The following is a 19,582-nucleotide window of genomic DNA, read 5'->3' as shown; positions in this document are numbered from 1 at the left end:
CCCTGGACTCTTCAACCGAATGACCTTATCTTCACTCATGGCGTATTCGCTCCTCTCAACAGGAATGGATGACCTCGAAGACCATCCAGAATACGCCGCCTACCTCAGCCCCTCATCCACAACTTTCGAGCATAACTCGTCTTTCATGTGGGTCCCTCCTTTCTCAAACATCGGATTGAATAACACACGCAGAAAGGCCGGCTACGCTTGTACGCTTCCTATCGCCTCAATCCATATTGCGCAGGCCACTCCAAGCATCTTTGTCTCAGGAGCAGCAGATGCGCATGTACAGAGGATCAGACCCGCTTGGCTCCTTACGTTACTCGTGCCGGTCCGATGTTGGCCGAGGTTCAGGTTTTTCGAGCTTCTCGATGGCCTTGCCGATCGGTGTGTACGATAAAAGGAGGCAAAGTGCGGCGGCGCCGAAAGCCGTCACAAGCGCCTCCGACCATGGGCCACCAAAATGAGAGGGATGGGACCACCGGTCCGCAATGACCGTTCCGAAAAATGCGATTGCCGCGGTCGTCCATTTATTATCGTAAAACTTAATCAGAGGTCCTAGACTCACCAGAACGCCGAAAACCCCCGCGGCGAGTCCGGTTGTGAGTGCGATCTGCCAATGCTGTAAAGTGACGGATGCGAGATCGCCTTTAGTCATTGCCGTTAGACAGGCGGCTGTCGATTGGCCGACGTGTCTTCCGAAAATCGCCAAACGCACGCTTATTCCCTCACGCATCTAAACTATCTCCAAAACGCATCCCGTCGCCAAACGATGAACTCGCGGAGAGGCATCGTCAACCGTGGATGTTGATCAAACCCAACGCCAATCCGTTAGACAGCCTGCTCGATGATTGGGCAGCGCCTATGAGCAGTATCCATTGAGTTCCCGGGTTGCTGGTAGAGACGCTTGTGTCTGTCCGCCCGCAAGAGGACTGTCCCCCACCCTCGGCAACACAGCAGTGAGGTAGGCTGGCAAAAAATGGAGTTCGACGTTTTGCTGCATGAAACGGGTATCCACGAAAGGGGGGGCAAGATCATCAGCCGATATGAACACTTCAAGCGCCAGAAAACGAGATTTTCTGGAGAACCTCAATGACGGCTTTGGGTCGAAAGCACCCCTTGAGGAAGGGGCGCTTTCGACCCCTTGCATCCTCCATTTTTCTGCGTCAACCCTCGACGATCAGTTTCCACGCTTCCCTCCGCTTGACAACGTTTCAATCTGAACACGTCATTCGGTGCCAATAGGCGAAAACGCCACGATCAAGGCCTACAACTATAAGAAGGCTTCGTCGCGGGTCGCCGGCTTCCGCGCCAACGGCAGCGACGTCGCCTCGGCGACGGTGCCCGCACCGGGAGGTATGCCCGGCGGCCTCATGACGGTGTCCTCGAACGCCGGGATCAAGACCACCGGCGTACTGTTCGCGACGTTTCCGCTCAACGGAAATGCCAACCAGGGCATCGTCGATGGACGGCTAGTGGCTTACGATGCAGGCACGGTGGTCACCCTCAATGGCCAAAAACAGCTCAAGCGCCTTCGGATCAACCCTCTCGGCAACAGCGATTATTACAACTACGGCAAGTTCTCGAAATTCACACCGCCGGTCGTGGCCAATGGCATGGTTTATGTACCGACCTACAACAACCACCCCGACGTCAACGGACCCGCCGACAGCGGCAGCATCGGCAGCGTGATTCTTTACGGCTTCAAGTAGGGTACGATCGATCTTCTCCAGCCGGGACTTCATCCCGGCTGGACCTTGTGACCCGCACTCCGTGAACCCCTGTTTCGCAAGGAATCCCCGCTCAAGCTGAAGGAGATCTGGGCCATCCGGAATCCGTCTCCAATTGGCGAATCGGACGCGGGAACTGGCGCTGTTCAATCTAGCGATCAACCGTAAGCGGCGCGGCGACCTGGTTCGGCTACGGGTTTGCGAGGCGGCACAAGGAAGCCAAGTCTTCTCGCGAGCCATCATCATGCAGCAGAAAACGCACCGTCCCGTTCAGTTCGAAATCACCGAACAAACTCGGAAATCCCTGGCGGCCTGAATCAGCCAAACCCAACTCTGGTCGGACCAGTATCTCTTTCCAAGCCGAATGCACGCTTCGCCCCATCTCTCTACCCGGTAATACGCTCGCATCGTCAATCAGTGGGTTCAATCAATCGGGCTCGACCCGGCGGCCTACCGCACTCACTTCCTGCGTCGGACCAAGGCCACTTTGATCTACCGGCGTACGAAAAACTTGCGAGCCGTGCAATTGCTTCTCGGCCATACGAAACGCGAAAGCACGGTACGGTATCTCGGCATTGGGGTCGATGACGCCCTCGAAATCTCGGAACAGACCGAGATGTAGTCACCGGGGCCGCGTGAGCGACCGCATGGACAAGGGGTGGTCTTGCCGGCGATGTTGTCGCCGAGCAGCGCAACGGTGCTGCTCGGCGGTACCGCTAAGGCATCAACGGCTTGAGTTTTCCGATCACGGCCATTTTGTCGGTGCCCGGAAAATCTCCGGGCCTGATCCATGGTTTTTGCAAGCAGCGGGCTCGGCATCGGTTGCCGATCGAACCGCCAAGAGCCACTGCGGAAGAAGCGGAATCATTCTTGAACACCGAGACATTCACTTCCTGAATCACTGCATCGGACGCTGGTATCGGATCAATCCGCGACACGGATGACAGAGGAATCTTCGTGTTACTCATCCTTTGCCTGCGATTCGCCGTTGCCTCCCGCAGCGGCTTTGCGCACCCTAGCCTTAGTGGCTTTTATTCCTTTTTTCGCCACCTCTAACCGGACACGCTCTTGTTCCGATTGCTGCCGCTCGTTTTCGATCGACTCATACTGACTTCGTATCTCGGCTTCGAATTCAGTCCATCGAGACTTGAGCTTGCCGTACTCCAGAGCCGCTTCCTCGGACTCCGGATGTGTCAGAGAATTGATATAGGTCGACGCGTATATATAACGCGGGGCAGCCCATCGACTTCTCTTATCCAGAAACGTGACCGAATCACGGCACCGGAAGAACAAAAATTCCTGGCTCCGGTCCGATTTATTCGGTGGAATCGTCCGGTCTATGATGACCCAGCCATGGTCTCTGCTGTAGCCCCACCATGGGGGTATTTCTGGTATCTCAGGCATATTTTTCCTCTGCGATTCAGGCCAAGCATGGAATAACTGTTACCGGCGGCCAATGCGCCGTCTGCTTGAAGCGCCTGTTCATTTAGCTGGCTTACGTTTACTTTTGCCCTTACTCTCCTTCCTCGGGCTGTTGCCTTTCATTCGCGTTTTCATGGCTGTTTCCTGATCGGTAGGCGAAAATCCGCCACCTCCCAGCATGCGCCTAATTACCTTGCAGGGATAGCTTTTTTGCATCCGCCGCATGAATGGCGGCAGGGTTTTTCGTCCGTGAAGCGCCGGAACGGCAATCGCAACCAACCTAACACGAGACCATCCATGAATGACGAATTGCTTTATGAAGTCGATGAACATGACGGCGTTATCGGTCCTCGTGCTCGGGGCGTGGTCCATGGGTTAGGGTTGCGTCACCGGGCCGTGCATATCCTGGTATTCAACGATCTCCGCGAAATACTTCTGCAAAAACGCTCACGGACCAAGGACGTAAATCCCGGGCTTTGGGATACGTCCGCCGCCGGGCATGTCGATTGGGGCGAGAGCTACGACGATTGCGCGGTGCGAGAACTGGGCGAAGAGCTTGGAGTCCCGAGCCGCGCACCTCTCCAATTCCTATTTAAGCTACCCGCCTCCGAACAAACCGGTTGGGAATTCGTTCACGTTTATCGCGCAGTCCATTCCGGTGAACTGCAACTCAACCGCGGCGAGATCGACGAGTGCCGATGGTTTAACCCGGATGAACTGGACGCCTGGGTTAACGGCTCGGGAATCGGACTGACCTCGTCTTTCCGGCTGATCTGGCAAACCTACCGCGTTTTGGAGGCTGCAGGCTAAACCGCACTTAGGTCTGATCCAACAATATCAGCAGTTTTTCAAGCGCCGTTCTCGTCGAGTTGAACGCCAGTTCTTCGGGGTCGATATCGTAAGGCGACACCAGCCGATAATCGGCCACGTCGTCCGCCGCCTTTAAAGTACCGATATGCAGGGCATCGCAAAGAAAGACCATATCCGTCACTTTGTAAAGCATGCCGCCGTACAAGTAATCATTCGGCACGCTGGTTAGATAGCGGTAGTTGATCGTTTCGAGGTTCAACTCTTCGGCGATTTCCCGCCGCAGCGCGTCTTCCACCGTCTCGTTGAACTCGATGAATCCCCCGGGAAGATCGAGCTTGCCCTTTGCCGGATCCTTGGCGCGCACGCACAAAACCAACTGGTTCTGGTAAAAAACGAATGCGCCCGCAGCCGCGCACGTGTTGAAGAAATACAGGAAACCGCAGCGACCGCACTTTATCGCGCGGTGCTCCTGCATACTCAAGTATTCGCCGCCGCACCGAGGGCAAAAACGAAATGCATCGTACGGCCCGGGTCTTAAGTCGAGGTCGTCAAACAATAAAGCTTCGGAATTCTCTAATTTCATAGTCGCTTCCAAATTGCAAGATACTCAAACGGCTTCATTCCGCGGCAAACGGGCGATTGGTTAGGGCTTAGGCACCAGACGAGCGACTTTGCCGTCGTCGGTCGAAAAATAAAGGAGTCCTTCCGGCCCCGGCCTTACATGGCGAAAGTTCAGGCCGAGATCGTTCAGCAATTCCTCCTGCTTCACCACCTTGTTGCCGTCGTCGATCACCAGCCGGCGAAGATGCTGACCGCTCAAGTTGGCCACGAACAGATTGCCCTTCCACTTCGGGAAGGCATCGCCGAAATAGAAGGCGATTCCGGAAGGAGAAATGGACGGTACGTAATATGCCAACGGCTGTTCCATGCCCGCTTTTTGGGTGCCCTCCCCGATTTTCGGCCCCCAATATTCGTGGCCATAAGTAATGACGGGCCAGCCATAGTTGGCTCCCGGACGGATCAGATTGATTTCGTCGCCGCCGCGAGGCCCGAATTCGCTCTCCCACAGCTCACCGGTAACCGGATGTTTTACCAGCCCTTGCGGATTGCGGTGGCCGTAGCTCCAAATCTCCGGCTTGGCGTCCGGATTTTTCGCAAACGGATTATCGGCCGGCGCGCTTCCATCCTCGTTCAGACGCAGGATCTTGCCGTTGTGATATCGCAAATCTTGCGCATTATGCCGCTCGTTCCGATCGCCGACCGAGATGAAGAGCTTGCCGCCGCCATCGAATTCTATGCGCGAGCCGAAGTGAATGTTGTTCCCGTTGGGCTCCCAAGCGCTGAAAAGCTTCCGGTAATCCTTCAGATCCGCGCCTTCCAGCCGGCCACGCCCGAGGACCGTGGTCATTCCATGATCCGCTTTTTCCGAATACGTCAGATAGATCCAGCCATTTCTGTCGAAAGCGGGATGAGCCCTCACGTCCAACAATCCACCTTGTCCGGCCTGAACCACGGCCGGCGCTCCTTGCACGGTTTGCACCGCCTTGGTTTTCGGATCGAGGATACGCAACTGCCCGTTTCGTTCCGTGAACACGATGCGCCCGTCGGGAAGAAAGTCGAAACCCCAGATCACGTCCTGCTGTTCGGCAATGACCTCTACCGAAAATTTTTGCCCTTCCGACTCGTAAGCGCTTCCCAAAGACGAAAAAGCACTGACCCCCAAGGCAATAACGGCCGCCACAATCCCGAAGTAAACTCCGATCTTTTTCATCTTGTCCGATTCAACTGTCACAACGCCTCCTCCATGAATTTCCTACTAATTCGCGATTTTGACCTTTTCGAACACAGATTATGACTTTTCGCTCCTGGTATCCAGGATACCGGAAGCCCCCGTCCGTCGGCAGAAGGCGGCTTTACCAGGCGAACAAATTGAAGTCAAAGCCGCCGCCAGGTCGTTCCGCCCGTTGCGTCTTCCAATACGATACCCTGCTCTTTGAGCTCGTCCCGAATGCGGTCGGCGGTGGCCCAGTCTTTGTTTTTTCGGGCGTCGAGGCGCTGTTGAATCAGCTCGTCGATTTTCTCATCGGAGTAAGCGGCAGGAATGAATGTGATTGGAGCACTGCCGCCGAAGCTAACACCCCCGGTTGGCTTTATGGTATGTGGTTTCCCCTTAAACCAATCTTCCGGATCGGCCTGAAGCAGCCCCAACACACCCCCCATACGCCTCAGTGTCGCTGCTAATTTTTCCGCTTCCGCAGGGTTAACGGTCCGCGCTTTGTTAACCTCCCGAGCCAGATCGAACAACACGGCAATCGCTTCGGCGGTGTTGAAATCGTCGTTCATCGCCTCTTCGAAGCGGGCGATAAAACTCTCGCCCCTGCCCTCTCCCTCATGCAGAGGAAGATCGCAACGGAGTCCGCGCAAGGCCGTGTAAAGCCGGGTCAACGCGGCATTGGCTTCGTCGAGATTTTCGTCGGAGTAGTTCAGAGGACTCCGGTAATGACTGTTGAGAATGAAGAAGCGCACGACTTCCGGACGGTAGCGAGCCAGAATCTCGCGCACGGTAAAAAAATTGCCCAGGGATTTGGACATTTTCTCTTCGTTCACCCGCACGAAGCCGTTGTGCATCCACAGGTTGACGAACTTCTCGCCGGTCGCGCCTTCCGATTGCGCGATTTCGTTTTCATGGTGGGGGAACTGCAAATCCATGCCGCCGCCGTGAATGTCGAAATGATTGCCCAGGCAGCGGGTGGACATGGCCGAGCACTCGATGTGCCAGCCGGGACGCCCCTTGCCCCAGGGCGAATCCCAGTAGGGTTCACCGGGTTTTGCCATTTTCCACAGCACGAAATCCAAGGGATCGCGCTTGGCCTCGTCCACGTCCACCCGTTCGCCCGCCCGGAGATCCTCGATGTTCTTGCCGGATAGACGACCGTAACCCTCGAATCTGGACACGGCATAAAAAACATCTCCGTTCCCGCCGACATAGGCATAGCCACGGTCGATCAGCGCCCGGATCATCGCCAGCATGTCCTCTATGGACCGAGTCGCCCGCGGCTCGATGTCCGGCGGCAATACCCCCAGCGCCCGCTCGTCCTCATGCATCGCCTCGATGAATCGTTCGGTCAGCGCCGCAATGGGCTCACCGTTCTCGTTGGCCCGCTTGATGATCTTGTCGTCGATGTCGGTGACATTCCGGACGTAGGTGACCTGATAGCCGAGATGGCGGAGATAGCGCACCACCATGTCGAACACCACCATGACGCGGGCATGACCCAGATGGCAGTAGTCGTACACGGTCATGCCGCACACGTAGAGCCGGATCTTGCCCGGCTCGATGGGGGTGAAAACTTCCTTCCGGCCGGTCAGGCTGTTGTGGATCTTGAGCATCATTCGGACTCGTAGGTGAATTCGGCTAGACGGCGATGCAGGCGATGCTTGTCCAGCACGCGGTAAAGCGTTCCGAGTTCCGGCCCGTCCAGACGCCCGGTCAACGCCGCGCGGAGCGGCATGAAAAGCGCCTTCCCCTTGGCTCCGGTCTTGCCTTTCAGCTCGCGCATGAACACGTCGAACTCGGCTTCGGCCGCATTGGCCGCATCGATGGCGGACAGATAATAAGACTCGCCGGCTTGCTTCGCCGCTTCGGCGGCCTCGGGCTCCAGCTGCAACTCGTCGGTGAACAGAATGCGCGCCCACCGGTCGGCCTGATCCGGAAACACGCAGTTGCTGCGCACGATTTCGATGAATTCCGCCAATCGATCATCGGGAACAATGGCGCAGGTCTCCTTGCGCAGCCATTTCCTGAGCGTCTCGTCGTCCGCCGAACGCACTACCTCCTGCTGCCAGTGATCGAGATGAGTGATATCGAAGCGAGCCGGCGATTTGCCCAGATGGGACAGATCGAAACGGGCCTTGAGGGTCGGTAAATCCATGATTTCGTCGCTTTCGTAGTGATGGCCGAGCCGGGCCAGCATGTTCAACAGAGCGACAGGAAAATAGCCTTCTTCGCGCAATTGATTCAGGCTGCGGCTGCCGTTCCGCTTGGACAGCGGCGCCCCGTCATCCCCTAGGATCAGCGAAATGTGGGCATACTGCGGTATCGGCAGGTTAAGCGCCGCGAGAATCATCATTTGGCGCGGCGTGTTGGCCAGGTGATCTTCGCCCCGCACCACGTGGGTCACTCCCATCAAGGCGTCGTCGATCGCATTGCAAAAGAAAAACGCCGCACTGCCGTCGGCGCGGCGGATGATGAAGTCGCCGATGTCGTCGGTCGCGAATTTTTGGGAGCCGCGCACCAGATCCTCGAACTCCACCGTCTCGTTCTTCGGTACCCGAAATCGCAAAGTCGGCTCAAGCCCTTCCTGCAGGTTGCGGCTTATCTCCGCGGAACTCAGATTCGCGCATTTCCCCGAATAACGGGGAGGACGACCGGAACTCATCTGAACCTTCCGGGAGATTTCCAGTTCGCGCTGCGAACAAAAACAGAAATAAGCTCGGCCCTGCTGCTCCAGTTCCTCGTAATAGCGCTGATAGACGACGCCGCGGCGGGACTGGAAATACTGTTCGTTCGGCTCCGCGGTTTCGGGGCCTTCATCCCAATTCAAGCCCAGCCAACGCAAGTCGCCCATAAGTTCATCGACAAACTCGCTGCGGCTCCGCTCCTGGTCGGTATCTTCGATGCGGAGCAGGAAACGATCGCCGAACAACGCACTAAACAGCGCCGTACGTGCGTTGCCAAGGTGCATGAGCCCGGTTGGGCTGGGAGCGAAGCGGGTCTTGGTCGGTTTCATATATAAGGACGGATGGAGGGAGAGATATTCGGCAAGAATCTTGCGAGTTGGACACTTTAGTGCAAGGCCGGACCTGCCGCAACCCTGCAAAAGCTCCGCCCGCTGCGCTTCGCCGGTCGACCGGAGCCTATGTCATCCATCTCTCGAGTGGCGTCTTGCGCAACAAGACCATGTTAAGCTACCCTTCGTCGAAATTTTGATTTCTCGTATCGAGTCAAAACAATTACACCATTCATGGCTCTCGGCCGACAAAAACTACAAGATTCGGAATCCTGCCGAGCAAAACGAGCATTTGATCATGTATATCCTCAGCCTGATCCTTTGGACACCCATCGTCGGTGCATTAGCCATATTGGCCATCCCGGCGCAACAAATCCGCTCTATTCGGATCACCGCCCTGGTTTCGTCCGTTGTCGTCCTGATGTTGGCCGTCTGGCTTCTGCTGCATTTCGACGCCTCTTCGTCGACAATCCAATTTGCGGAAAGCTTGCCCTGGAACGCGGAGCTCGGGAGCTACTATGCCCTTGGCGTCGACGGTTTTTCCTTGCCCATGGTCGTGTTGTCGGCTCTGCTCAGTCTCGTGGCGATGCTGGCTTCCGAAAGCGTGACGACGCGCGTCAAGGGATATCATTTTTGGCTCCTCGCGCTCGAATTCGGGATGATCGGCGTCTTTCTGGCCCAGGATTGGGCTCTGTTCTACGTGTTTTGGGAGCTGACGCTGATTCCGCTCTTTTTTCTCATCGACCAATGGGGCGGCAAACGCAAGCACACGGCGAGCCTCAATTTCGTCCTCTACACCATGGGCGGGTCGGTGTTCATGCTGGTCAGCCTGCTGATGATTTTCACCGCCTCCTCCGAGCACTCCACCACCATGGGATCGATGTCGGCCACGGCCCGGAGCCTGCCTCGGGACCAGCAGATTTGGATTTTTTTCGGTTTCCTGATTGGCTTCGGCGTAAAAATGCCGGTGTTTCCCATTCACGGCTGGTTGCCGCTCGCCCACGTGGAAGCGCCGAGTCCCGTGAGCATTCTGCTATCGGGCGCACTCCTCAAAATGGGTGCCTACGGCTTGCTCAAAGCGGTGGGCATGCTGCCGGAGGCGGCCTTGGCTCTCCAGTCCGTGCTCGCCGGCATCGCTTTGATCAGCATTTTGTACGGTGCATTGCTGGCTTGGCGGCAAACCGATCTCAAGGCCATGATCGCCTACTCGTCCATCAGCCATATGGGCATCGTGCTCCTCGGCATCGCCGCGCTCAATGAAAGCGGATTACTGGGCGCCATCTTGCAGATGACCGCCCACGGCCTCATCGCGGGCGCGCTGTTTCTATTGATCGGGCTTTTGTACGAGCGCACCCACACCCGAGAAATTTCCGACTGCAGCTCGCTGGTTCACGTGACCCCGCGCTTCGCGTTCTTCACCACCTTGGCGCTTCTCGCGTCCATGGGATTGCCTGGCTCGGCCGGTTTCGTGGCGGAGCTTCACGCCATCATCGGAGGCTTCCAGAGTTTCGGCTGGGTCATGGTGTTTGTAAGCCTCGGGGTACTCATCGGGGCATCCTACGCCATCCGAACCGCCGCCCGGCTATTCACCGGTCCGGTGCGTCCCGAGATGCAAAACGTCCGTGATTTGCACAGCCACGAACTAATCGCCGCGGGCACTTTGGCGGTCGGCATTATGGCTCTGGGACTCGTGCCGGGACCCGTTGTGGAGTTGATGAACGCCTCCGTCTACGGACTCAGTGCGATCTTTGGCCACAAAAATTTCTAAGGAGGCTACCGTGCTATCGCCCCAATCGAAAGATTCGAAGCCCGATATCCGCCAGCGGCTTCAGGAAGCGGTCGACTACCTCGATCACGTGTTGCCGGGGCAGGCGCCCATCCTGAACTTCGTGCACCACAACACGCTGCACGGTTATCAGCATCTGCCGTTCCAGGAAGCTCTGGAGTCGGTCGAGCGCCTGACCGGCATCCGCGGCTATTTGTCCGACGAGGAGTTCCGGAAGTTCTATGCTCAAGGCCGCATCCGCGATGAGGACCTGGCCGCCGCCTTCGCGGAAAAACCCGAACTCAAAGGCGACGAGGTACTGCTGCGAATCGGCGATCGGGCCCTTCTGCGCCGGGACGTCTATCGCGTAACCCTGATTTACGGCGTGGATGCGCTGACGCCGAGCCAACTGAATTGGCAAATCGACGAAATGGCGGCCCTCGCTCGGTTTCAAAGCGATGTCCCGCCCGGAGCGCGCCATCTTCTCCTGGACTCCGTCAAACGGATAGCGGGAAACGGAGAGGCTTTGCATGAAGCCGGCTTGATTCGCGACTTGTGGAATGCCGGCCTGAGGGTTCTCGGACTGGAACACACCGCCCCGCATCCCGAAGACCTGACCGATCTTACGGTTCGGCAAGCGGAAGGCTTGCTGAATGACGCGAGGGGAAACACTACCCTTGCCCGTCAGAAGATGAAAATGGAGTCACGCGCGCTTCTCGAATCCACTTTCGCCGATGTCGGCCATGGCGTTTCGTTGCGCGGTCTGCTCGCAGCGTTGACCGGTCGGGATATGCTCGACATCGTCCGCCCGATACTGATCCGCTTCAGCGCTTCCCATCTGGATGAAGGATTGGCCGCCTGGCATGCACCGGATCGCCGGGAAGGACTGTATTCCGCATGGCGCCGTTCGGCGCCCTACGATCTCGCGCTCGGTCTGAGCGATCTTCCAGACTGGCCGGAAATCCTGTCGACTTTGCCCGAACATGCGGTCGACGCCGTGCATGCCGAGCTGGTCCGCATCGGACTTCCGGAGGATCGTTGGGAATGTTATTTGGAGCGCCTAGCCCTGGAACTGCCCGGCTGGTCGGGCATCATCAATTGGCGGCAGCATCATCCCGGTTACGAAGCCAATCGGGAAGCGCCTGCCTCTCTCATGGATTATCTGGCGGTTCGACTAATTCTGGACCGCGTGGCGACCGAAGGGCTCTGCCGTGAAATCTGGGGCATAACCGGCACCTGGCCGTCGCTGCGCTCTTATTTTGAACGGAATCCCTCCGAATTCTTGGTCCGCCACGCGTTGTTCGAAGGCCATCTACCCGAATATTTGGCCGCCTGCGCACAGCAATTGCTCACCGAATCCCGATCGGAGAGCTCCGATCGGGAACGTTGGTGGTCGGTCGCGGACATGATCTCTACCTGGAAGCACAGTTCGTTGGCGGAAAAACCGCAACGGCTCACCATTTACAACAGCGGCTGGCGTCTGTTCCGTTTGGCTCAGCATTTGGGTCTCTCGGGACATGATATTCGCACCCTGTCTTTGCAGGATTGCGAAGTCCTGCTCGCCGCGCTGGACGGTTTATCTTCATCGCAGCGCGGCCATCTTTGGCTCTGTGCCTACGAACGGCGCTACCGGGAAGAACTATTCAACGCCCTCGCCAACAATCAGGGACGCGGCCGCTGGGCGAAGCGGGACGATCGCCCGGAGGCGCAGGTCATATTCTGTATCGACGACCGGGAGGAAGGCATTCGACGCCACCTCGAAGAATTAAATCCGAGCATCGAAACCTTGGGCGCCGCCGGCTTCTTCGGTGTGCCGATCAACTGGCGCGGTCTCGACGACGACAATATCACGCCGCTTTGCCCGATCGTCGTCACGCCGGCACACGAAGTACGCGAAGTTCCCCGTCCGGGCCAGGAAGACCTGCGCGATAGGCACGATGGGCGCCGAAGCCTTCGCCAACGAATCAGCGCCGTGTTCAACCAGGAAATCCGCCGGAATCTTATTTCCTCTCAGATCTTGATCGACCTGCTATCGCCCGGCATCTTGCTGGCGCTGATAGGCAAAGTGTTTTTCCCGGCCCGACAAACCGCTCTTGCTCAACGAACGGATGCGTTGCTTGTTCCGGAGGTGCCCACCGAACTCCTTCTTACGGCGGCAAACGGCAGCGCTCCCGCAACGCCGGAAAATCCCCGCCTCGGCTTTACCGACTCGGAACAGGCCGACCGCGTTTCGGCGTTTCTGCGCGTCACCGGTCTGACCTATGGCTTTGCCCCGCTGGTCGTCCTCATGGGGCATGGATCGATCAGCCAGAACAATCCGCATCTCGCGGCCTATGACTGCGGCGCGTGCAGCGGACGCCACGGGGGCCCCAATGCGCGCGCTTTCGCCGCCATGGCCAATCGTCCCGAAGTGCGCCGGCTGCTTGCCGAAAAGGGCATAATCATTCCTGACGATACCTGGTTCCTCGGTGCCGAACACAATACCTGCAACGAGGATATCCTCTGGTACGACGTAGCGGATCTCCCTCCGCTCTCGCGGCCCGTGCTCAGCAAACTCAAGCACGACCTGGACGCTGCCCGGCGCCTCTCGGCCCACGAGCGTTGCCGCCGGCTTGCCTCGGCCCCGCGCAATCCGACTCCGGATAAAGCGCTTGCCCACATCGCCGAGCGCGCCACCGATTTCAGCCAGGCGCGCCCGGAGCTGGGCCATGCCACCAATGCCTCGGCTTTCGTCGGACGGCGATCCTTCAGCCAAGGCGCATTTTTCGACCGCCGGGTGTTCCTGATTTCATACGATCCGACCCAAGACCCCATCGGCAACGTTCTCGAAAACGTTTTGCTGGCAGTGGGACCCGTCGGCGCCGGCATCAATCTCGAATACTACTTTTCTACCGTAAACAACGAGCGCTTCGGCTGCGGGACTAAAGTGCCCCACAACGTCACCGGACTTTTCGGCGTCATGGAGGGTGCGGCCAGCGATCTTCGAACCGGGCTTCCCCGGCAGATGGTCGAAATCCACGAAGCCATGCGGCTGCAAATCGTCGTGGAGCATAAAACCGAAGTTTTGACCGCGATTTACGAGCGTCAGCCGTCATTGCAGGAGCTGATCGGCAACGGTTGGGTGCTTCTGTCTACCATCGATCCGGATACCGGGGAAATTTCGATATTCGTGCCGGGCCGCGGATTCATGCCCTGGGACGGGGAGCGTCATCCCTTGCCTACGGTCGAGCGCTCCTCCGATTGGTATACCGGGCACACCGGTCCGCTGCCTCCCGCCTTAATTCAACAACCATCGCCGGGGGCGTCCTATGCTTGATTGGATCATACCGCTGGTCCCCGGCCTGCCGATTTTGGCGGCCTCGGCCATCGGCATCGGTCTTGTTTCCAGACGTCTCGAAGGAGAACCGGGAGAGCGCCCGACCGCAGCCATCGCGGTCGGTATGACTGCAATATCTTTTATCTTGACGATTGCGGTCTTCTGGTGCCGTCAGACGGACCTTATTTCCGAGCAGGTTATTCTGGGCACTTGGCTGTCCAGCGGCGATTACCTCGTAAACGTCAGCTTTGCACTGAGTAACCTCAGTCTGGCCTTGTCGTCGCTGTTCGCGTTGTTCTCGCTGATGGTCGCCCGATTTTCGGTGAATTACATGCACCGCGAAGCCGGCTTTCATCGTTTTTTCCTGATCCTATCCCTTTTCGCCGGCGCCATGCAGTTGCTGGTATTGGCGGGGAACGCGGTTTTCACCTTCATCGGCTGGGAATTGGCCGGTGTGTGCTCCTATCTCCTTATCGCTTATGCCTACGACCGGCCGGTGGCCGCCGCCAACGCTACCCACGCCTTCGTGACCAACCGGATCGGCGATGCGGGCTTCACTCTGGGAATTTTCTTGGCGTTCGCTTGGACCGGTGGTGTGGAATGGCCGCAGATTATCCGAGGGGCTGCGAATCTCGATAGTCCGCAAGCCGGTCTGATAGCAGTTTGTTTCCTATTGGCGGCCGCCGCCAAGTCGGCCCAAGTTCCCCTGTCGCCCTGGCTGGCTCGCGCCATGGAAGGGCCGACACCCTCCAGCGCCATCTTTTACGGCGCCGTCATGATTCATGCCGGCGTTTTCTTGGTGTTGCGGCTTCAAGCGGTCTTCGAGGCGGCGCCTACGGCCATGGCGCTCATGGCGGCCATGGGTCTGGTGACGGCCCTTTACGGCTTTATTTGCAGCTTGACCCAGACCGACGTCAAGTCCGCGCTGATTTTTTCCACCACCGGACAGGTCGGACTGATGTTTCTGGCTTGCGGTCTCGGCTGGTGGCAATTGGCGGCTTGGCATCTGGGCGCTCACACCGTACTACGCGGCTACCAGTTCCTGACCGCGCCGGCGCTGATGCATCGCATTTTCGATAGACCGGCCCGGCCGGTTCCGTCTTTCGCGGGCCGTTCGCGCTGGCTTTATACCGCGTCGTTACAGCGTTTTTGGCTGGAACACTTGGGTCATCAGACCCTCGTCAAGCCGATTGGCCGCTTCGCAGCCGATTTGAACGTTTTCGATCGCCGCGTCGTGGAAGAAATTGTCGGACTGCCCGCGCCGGCCATGAGGGGACTTTCGGCGTTGGCCGAACGGGAAGAACATCGGCTCGGCGCGGGCTACGGTACGACCGGAAACGCGCGTCGGATCGGCGGACTGCTCGGAATATTGACCGATCTCTTTGCTTCCGCATTCCACTGGTTCGAAGAGCGTCTGGTCTTACAAGGCCTGGGTATGGATCTCGTGACCCAGGGGCGCCGGCTGGGCATGCGGCTCACAGGCGTCGAATCCGTTCTGACTCAACCGCGCTACCTGATTCTTTTAGTCATTGTCACTCTGCTAGCAACCGTGTGAGAAGCCATGCTCGATGAAATCAACTGGGCGACGCAAGCCGCGTTCCCCATCCTGAGCACGATGATCTTTTTGCCGCTAGTTGCCATGGGCGCCGCTTATTTCGCCCAGTCTCAACGGCAAGCTTTCATTATCGGGCTCGTGGGCGCCGGTCTCGAACTCGCCCTAACGTGTTATCTGCTGATAGCCTTCGACTCGAACACCGCGCGCTTGCAGTTCGCGGAACACCTTACGCTGCTGCCGTTCCTCCACTATCACCTGGGCATTGACGGCTTAAGCGTACTCTTCGTGTTCGTCACCGCCCTCTTGAGCTTCTTGCTCATGCTGTACGGGGAGATTACGCCGCCGCGCCGGTCGCCGGGGCTGTATGTAGCAAGCCTATTCGGCTTCCAGGCCGTGCTTACGGCGCTTTTCCTCACCGTCGACCTGCTCCAGTTTTGGCTCCTGGCGTGTCTGGAGCTCGTCCCGGCCTCGTTTATCCTGCGCCGCTGGAGCACCGCCTCCGCGAACGGTCCGGCGACCAGGCTTTACCTGCAGTTCATGCTCAGCGGGTTGTTGATGCTATTCCTCGGCATTCTTACCTTAGCCTGGAATCACGTCCGTGCCTCTGACGACTGGTCCTTCGCGCTCGGCGCCCTGCTCGAAACCCCTGCCTCTCCTTCAGTCCAATCCGCTGCGTTTGTACTCCTGTTTTACGGATTGGCCGTGCGGATGGCGCAATTTCCTTTTCACGCGTGGTTGCCGCAAGTTTCCCAGCACGGCACTTTGGCCACCATCGGCGTATTTATGGTTGGAGCAAAGGTGGGTATCTACGGATTATTGCGATTCGTGCTGCCCCTGGTGCCCGATGCGGTTCAGGCCTTGAAGCCAGCCGTTGTAGTTCTGGCATTGGGGGGGATGTTCTACGGGGCGCTGATGGCGCTAATGCAGTTGAATCTAAGGCGGCTTCTGGCCTTCGCCGCGGTCAGCCATACCGGTATGCTGGTCGTCGGCGTGTTCTGCCTGAATTCCGAGGGATTGGCGGGCAGTTTGCTGCTTTCCGTGAATTTCGGCATCGCCGCCAGCGGTCTTCTATTCTCCGCCGGTTTGATGTTTCGTCGCGCCCGAAGCGCCTTGCTACCCCGCCTTGGGGGACTGTTCGATCTCATGCCGCTATTGGGCATCACATTTCTGGTATCCGCATTGAGCACCATGGCGATGCCCGGGACACCCGGCTTCGACGCTGCCCATCTTCTTTTGGAAGGAGCGATCGAAGCGCATGACTGGGGAATAACGATTGCCGTAGCCACCGGCAACGTCCTCGCCGCGGCATTCCTGTTATGGGCTTTCCAGCGCGCATTTCTGGCCCAACGCAAAGAGGCCGTGTTGCAGCCGCAGAAAACCAGACTTACCGTTCCCGAGGCAACGCTTAACGGAGTGGTCTGCGCCGTTCTCTTAGGCGTCGGTTTTTACACCGACCCGTGGCTGAAAATCGTAAACGAATCGGTAAGCGAATTGGCGCAACGTTTCGAAGAAAAGAAACATTGACTTGATATTCTATGGAGACAGAATTGAGTACCGCCGTTTTTCCGATTCTCACCATCCTGATATCCGTTCCTCTGGCCGCAGCCGGATCCTTGTTTTTCTTTACGAATCCTGCATCGGCCCGCCGGTTGGCCCTAGTGGCGTCTCTCACGGAGCTGCTTTTATCCTTGGTTCTCCTCGGCCTTTTCGACTTCGACTCCGCGAGAATGCAACTGATAGAACGCGCGGTCTGGATACCGAGCCTCAACATTGGCTATGTCGTGGGGATAGACGGCCTATCAATTCTGTTTCCGCCTCTGACGGCGCTGCTGACCTTGGCGGTTATCCTAGCCTCCTGGACACAGGTGCAAACCCAGGTGCGGCTTTATCTCGCTCTCACATTGCTCCTGGAAAGCGCCACGCTGGGCGTGTTCTGCGCTCTCGATCTGGCGCTGTTCTTCCTATTTTGGGAGCTTACCCTAATTCCCATCTTCTTCCTGGTGAGCCTCTGGGGAATCGGGCCGCAACGGCGTTATGCCGCCAGCAAGTACACGCTTTTCATGCTGGCGGGCGGCGTTCCCTTGCTGTTCGGCATCATCCTCCTGGCGCTGAACCATGCCGAGCAGATGGGGCTTTCCGCCCCGCGCGGGCTTTCCTTCGACTACCTGACGCTGCTCCACCTGCCGGTTTCCGAAGAACTGCGCACCGCGGTATTTCTGCTTCTCTTTCTGGGCTTTGCCGTCAAGGCGCCTCTGTTTCCGTTTCACACTTGGCTGCCGACGGTGGCAATGGAAGGGCCGGCTGGAGTTTCTGCCCTCATCACGGGACTCAAGCTCGGGCTCTATGGAATGATGCGCTTCGCTATCCCGCTGGTCCCCGATGCGGCGAGAGAAAATATTTGGATCTTGACGGCACTGGGCACCGTTGGCGTTTTGTACGGTGCGTTCATCGCTCTGAAGCAAACCAATCTGCGGCGTTTGTTGGCTTATTCCAGCATCAGTCATGCGGGCTTCGTGGTAGTCGGCCTCGCTACCTTAAACCACCAGGGCGTTCAGGGCGCATTGTTTCAATTAATTAATTTTGCGACAGTTTCCGGCGGCATCTTTCTACTGGCTGGATTTCTGCATCATCGACTGGGATCCACCGAGCTTTCCAACCTCGGCGGTTTGGCGCGTTCGACCCCCTTACTCGCCGCCTTTTTCTTCATCCTGGGGGCTGCCGCGATAGGCGTACCCGGCACCAATGGATTCGCCGCCGAACACTTGATCATAATCGGCGCCTTCAAAGCGCACATCGGTGCCGGCCTAGCCGCGTTGCTGGGGGTAATTTTGGGTGCGGCCTATTTCCTCGGCTTTTTCCAACGGGCCTTCTTGGGCCCTGTCAGACTGGCTGCCGTTCGTGCCGCTTCCGATTTGCGTCCACGCGAACTGGCGCTCGCAAGCGTGTTGATCGGCTTAATCTTATTTGGGGGGCTAATGCCCGGCATTCTTACCAACGCCAGTCGGCCGGCGGTAACCGCTTGGCTTGCGCGTATCAATACCGTAACCAGCCCCTCCGCTTACGCGGAGTTACCGGAAGAACTTCAGGCAAGCGAATTAGACCAATAACCGTTTGTCACGATTGCCAAGCACGAGGAAACTGTTTGTATCGATTCGATACCTGTTATAGATTAATAACGCGTTGAGCCGGAACCCCGGCTAAATATGGACCTTTTTCACGATGAGACCATTCGAGAAGTTATTACTTGAAAATAAAGCCTGGGCCGAGGAAAAAATCTCCAAGGAACCCGACTATTTCAAGCGACTGGCAAAAGAACAAACGCCCGGCGTCCTCTGGATCGGGTGCTCGGACAGCCGCGTTCCGGCTGAAATCATCACCAACGCGGAACCGGGCGAGATCTTCGTCCACCGCAACATCGCAAACCAGATCATCACGACCGACTTCAACAGCCTGAGTGTCATCCAATTCGCCGTCTCGGTGCTAAAGGTCAAGCACGTCATTGTATGCGGCCACTACAACTGCGGTGGCATCAAGGCTGCGCTGGAGAGCCAGCGCGCTGAACTTGCCTTGGTCAACAAGTGGCTGATGCACGTCAAGGACGTCTACCGCCTACATCAGGATGAAATCGAGCGGCAACCTACCGCCGAAGCACGTGCCGCTCGGTTGGTGGAGCTCAATGTTATCGAGCAGATCTATAGTCTGGCGCACACTTCGATTATCCAGCAAGCGTGGAAAACGGAGCGCCGTCCGGCACTGCACGGTTGGGTCTACGGACTCGACAACGGAATCCTTAACGATTTGATTACGCTTACGCCCGATCACAGGATCGAATCGATTTACCGATATGCCGATCCATCTACAATTTAGCGAATAACAAAAACTACCTACAAACGTTTATCGAACGGAATCTACATGGCTCAACCGGCCGAGCAATCTCACACAATGAGGCGTTAACTTATGGTGCATAAACACATTAATTACTACATTAGCCACCTGCGGAGCGACATTCCTGCGGGCATCGTGGTGTTCCTGGTCGCCTTGCCGCTGTGCCTCGGGATCGCCCTCGCCTCGGGCGCCCCGCTGTTCTCCGGGGTCATTGCCGGCATCGTCGGCGGGCTGGTGGTCGCCTGGGCCAGCGGGTCGCAGCTGAGCGTGAGCGGCCCGGCGGCGGGGCTCACGGTGATCGTGTTCAAC

General features: G+C 57.7%; 18 protein-coding genes. 11 read left to right on the top strand and 7 right to left on the bottom strand.

Annotated features, from left to right (window positions below):
* Window positions 1–319 precede the first annotated feature (319 nt).
* Window positions 320–736 (bottom strand): hypothetical protein, encoded by a 417-nt coding sequence (locus tag VEB01_RS07765; RefSeq protein WP_324874294.1) that lies wholly within the window; start codon window positions 734–736, stop codon window positions 320–322.
* Window positions 737–1,235: 499 nt separating this feature from the next.
* Between VEB01_RS07765 and VEB01_RS07760 the strand changes: the two genes are divergently transcribed.
* From VEB01_RS07760 to VEB01_RS07750, 3 genes are all read left to right on the top strand, one after another.
* On the top strand, window positions 1,236–1,712 hold the full coding sequence (locus VEB01_RS07760; protein WP_324874292.1) for a hypothetical protein: 477 nt from the start codon (window positions 1,236–1,238) through the stop codon (window positions 1,710–1,712).
* A 133-nt stretch (window positions 1,713–1,845) separates the two neighbouring features.
* Window positions 1,846–2,046 (top strand): site-specific integrase, encoded by a 201-nt coding sequence (locus tag VEB01_RS07755; RefSeq protein ID WP_324874290.1) that lies wholly within the window; start codon window positions 1,846–1,848, stop codon window positions 2,044–2,046.
* 90 nt (window positions 2,047–2,136) lie between these two features.
* A complete protein-coding gene (locus tag VEB01_RS07750; protein ID WP_324874298.1) occupies window positions 2,137–2,352 on the top strand; it encodes a tyrosine-type recombinase/integrase in 216 nt (71 codons plus the stop codon).
* Between the two features lie 94 nt (window positions 2,353–2,446).
* Here VEB01_RS07750 and VEB01_RS07745 read toward each other — a convergent pair whose 3' ends face one another.
* Both VEB01_RS07745 and VEB01_RS07740 read right to left on the bottom strand, forming a co-directional pair.
* Window positions 2,447–2,698, bottom strand: a complete 252-nt coding sequence (locus tag VEB01_RS07745; RefSeq protein WP_324874289.1) for a hypothetical protein — start codon at window positions 2,696–2,698, stop codon at window positions 2,447–2,449.
* A complete protein-coding gene (locus tag VEB01_RS07740; RefSeq protein ID WP_324874287.1) occupies window positions 2,691–3,134 on the bottom strand; it encodes a hypothetical protein in 444 nt (147 codons plus the stop codon). The genes VEB01_RS07745 and VEB01_RS07740 overlap by 8 nt, the downstream gene beginning before the upstream one ends.
* Before the next feature lie 315 nt (window positions 3,135–3,449).
* On the opposite strand from VEB01_RS07740, the gene VEB01_RS07735 reads away from it, so the two are divergent.
* Window positions 3,450–3,962, top strand: a complete 513-nt coding sequence (locus VEB01_RS07735; protein ID WP_324874285.1) for an NUDIX hydrolase — start codon at window positions 3,450–3,452, stop codon at window positions 3,960–3,962.
* Between the two features lie 7 nt (window positions 3,963–3,969).
* On the opposite strand, the gene VEB01_RS07730 is transcribed toward VEB01_RS07735, so the two are convergent.
* From VEB01_RS07730 to gltX, 4 genes are all read right to left on the bottom strand, one after another.
* The gene (locus VEB01_RS07730) at window positions 3,970–4,545 is read right to left on the bottom strand and encodes an NUDIX domain-containing protein (RefSeq protein ID WP_324874284.1); all 576 of its coding nucleotides are present in this window, start codon (window positions 4,543–4,545) and stop codon (window positions 3,970–3,972) included.
* A gap of 60 nt (window positions 4,546–4,605) precedes the next feature.
* On the bottom strand, window positions 4,606–5,754 hold the full coding sequence (locus VEB01_RS07725) for a PQQ-dependent sugar dehydrogenase (protein ID WP_324874282.1): 1,149 nt from the start codon (window positions 5,752–5,754) through the stop codon (window positions 4,606–4,608).
* Between the two features lie 143 nt (window positions 5,755–5,897).
* Entirely contained in the window at window positions 5,898–7,352 is a 1,455-nt protein-coding gene (cysS, locus tag VEB01_RS07720; RefSeq protein WP_324874296.1) for a cysteine--tRNA ligase, read from the bottom strand.
* Window positions 7,352–8,752, bottom strand: a complete 1,401-nt coding sequence (gene gltX / locus VEB01_RS07715) for a glutamate--tRNA ligase (RefSeq protein WP_324874280.1) — start codon at window positions 8,750–8,752, stop codon at window positions 7,352–7,354. The genes cysS and gltX overlap by 1 nt, the downstream gene beginning before the upstream one ends.
* Window positions 8,753–9,050: 298 nt before the next feature.
* Here gltX and VEB01_RS07710 point away from each other — a divergent pair, with 298 nt between their 5' ends.
* The 7 genes from VEB01_RS07710 to VEB01_RS07680 all read left to right on the top strand — a co-directional run.
* Window positions 9,051–10,520: a complex I subunit 4 family protein gene (locus VEB01_RS07710; RefSeq protein ID WP_324874278.1), complete on the top strand. Its 1,470-nt coding sequence runs from the start codon at window positions 9,051–9,053 to the stop codon at window positions 10,518–10,520.
* Window positions 10,521–10,530: 10 nt separating this feature from the next.
* Window positions 10,531–13,833 (top strand): DUF2309 domain-containing protein, encoded by a 3,303-nt coding sequence (locus VEB01_RS07705; protein ID WP_324874276.1) that lies wholly within the window; start codon window positions 10,531–10,533, stop codon window positions 13,831–13,833.
* Window positions 13,826–15,388: an NADH-quinone oxidoreductase subunit 5 family protein gene (locus VEB01_RS07700; RefSeq protein WP_324874274.1), complete on the top strand. Its 1,563-nt coding sequence runs from the start codon at window positions 13,826–13,828 to the stop codon at window positions 15,386–15,388. Before VEB01_RS07705 ends, VEB01_RS07700 begins: the two co-directional genes overlap by 8 nt.
* A gap of 6 nt (window positions 15,389–15,394) precedes the next feature.
* Window positions 15,395–16,912 (top strand): complex I subunit 4 family protein, encoded by a 1,518-nt coding sequence (locus VEB01_RS07695; RefSeq protein WP_324874272.1) that lies wholly within the window; start codon window positions 15,395–15,397, stop codon window positions 16,910–16,912.
* Window positions 16,913–16,935: 23 nt separating this feature from the next.
* Window positions 16,936–18,495, top strand: a complete 1,560-nt coding sequence (locus VEB01_RS07690) for a complex I subunit 4 family protein (RefSeq protein WP_324874270.1) — start codon at window positions 16,936–16,938, stop codon at window positions 18,493–18,495.
* A gap of 112 nt (window positions 18,496–18,607) precedes the next feature.
* Window positions 18,608–19,255, top strand: a complete 648-nt coding sequence (locus tag VEB01_RS07685; protein ID WP_324874268.1) for a carbonic anhydrase — start codon at window positions 18,608–18,610, stop codon at window positions 19,253–19,255.
* Between the two features lie 90 nt (window positions 19,256–19,345).
* On the top strand, window positions 19,346–19,582 hold a 237-nt coding region (locus tag VEB01_RS07680), incomplete at its 3' end, for a SulP family inorganic anion transporter (protein WP_324874266.1).

This window comes from Methylocaldum sp., assembly GCF_035627495.1.
Classification (GTDB): Bacteria; Pseudomonadota; Gammaproteobacteria; order Methylococcales; family Methylococcaceae; genus Methylocaldum.
The sequence above is the reverse complement of the archived record's forward strand: the minus strand, read 5'-3'. Positions and strand labels throughout refer to the sequence as shown.

What these genes read in the sequence shown, in the direction of transcription:
- VEB01_RS07765 (WP_324874294.1), bottom strand. Translation starts at nt 736, where the DNA reads ATGCGTGAGGGAATAAGCGTGCGTTTGGCGATTTTCGGAAGACACGTC.
- VEB01_RS07745 (WP_324874289.1), bottom strand. Translation starts at nt 2,698, where the DNA reads ATGAGTAACACGAAGATTCCTCTGTCATCCGTGTCGCGGATTGATCCG.
- VEB01_RS07740 (WP_324874287.1), bottom strand. Translation starts at nt 3,134, where the DNA reads ATGCCTGAGATACCAGAAATACCCCCATGGTGGGGCTACAGCAGAGAC.
- VEB01_RS07735 (WP_324874285.1), top strand. Translation starts at nt 3,450, where the DNA reads ATGAATGACGAATTGCTTTATGAAGTCGATGAACATGACGGCGTTATC.
- VEB01_RS07730 (WP_324874284.1), bottom strand. Translation starts at nt 4,545, where the DNA reads ATGAAATTAGAGAATTCCGAAGCTTTATTGTTTGACGACCTCGACTTA.
- cysS (WP_324874296.1), bottom strand. Translation starts at nt 7,352, where the DNA reads ATGCTCAAGATCCACAACAGCCTGACCGGCCGGAAGGAAGTTTTCACC.
- gltX (WP_324874280.1), bottom strand. Translation starts at nt 8,752, where the DNA reads ATGAAACCGACCAAGACCCGCTTCGCTCCCAGCCCAACCGGGCTCATG.
- VEB01_RS07710 (WP_324874278.1), top strand. Translation starts at nt 9,051, where the DNA reads ATGTATATCCTCAGCCTGATCCTTTGGACACCCATCGTCGGTGCATTA.
- VEB01_RS07700 (WP_324874274.1), top strand. Translation starts at nt 13,826, where the DNA reads ATGCTTGATTGGATCATACCGCTGGTCCCCGGCCTGCCGATTTTGGCG.
- VEB01_RS07695 (WP_324874272.1), top strand. Translation starts at nt 15,395, where the DNA reads ATGCTCGATGAAATCAACTGGGCGACGCAAGCCGCGTTCCCCATCCTG.
- VEB01_RS07685 (WP_324874268.1), top strand. Translation starts at nt 18,608, where the DNA reads ATGAGACCATTCGAGAAGTTATTACTTGAAAATAAAGCCTGGGCCGAG.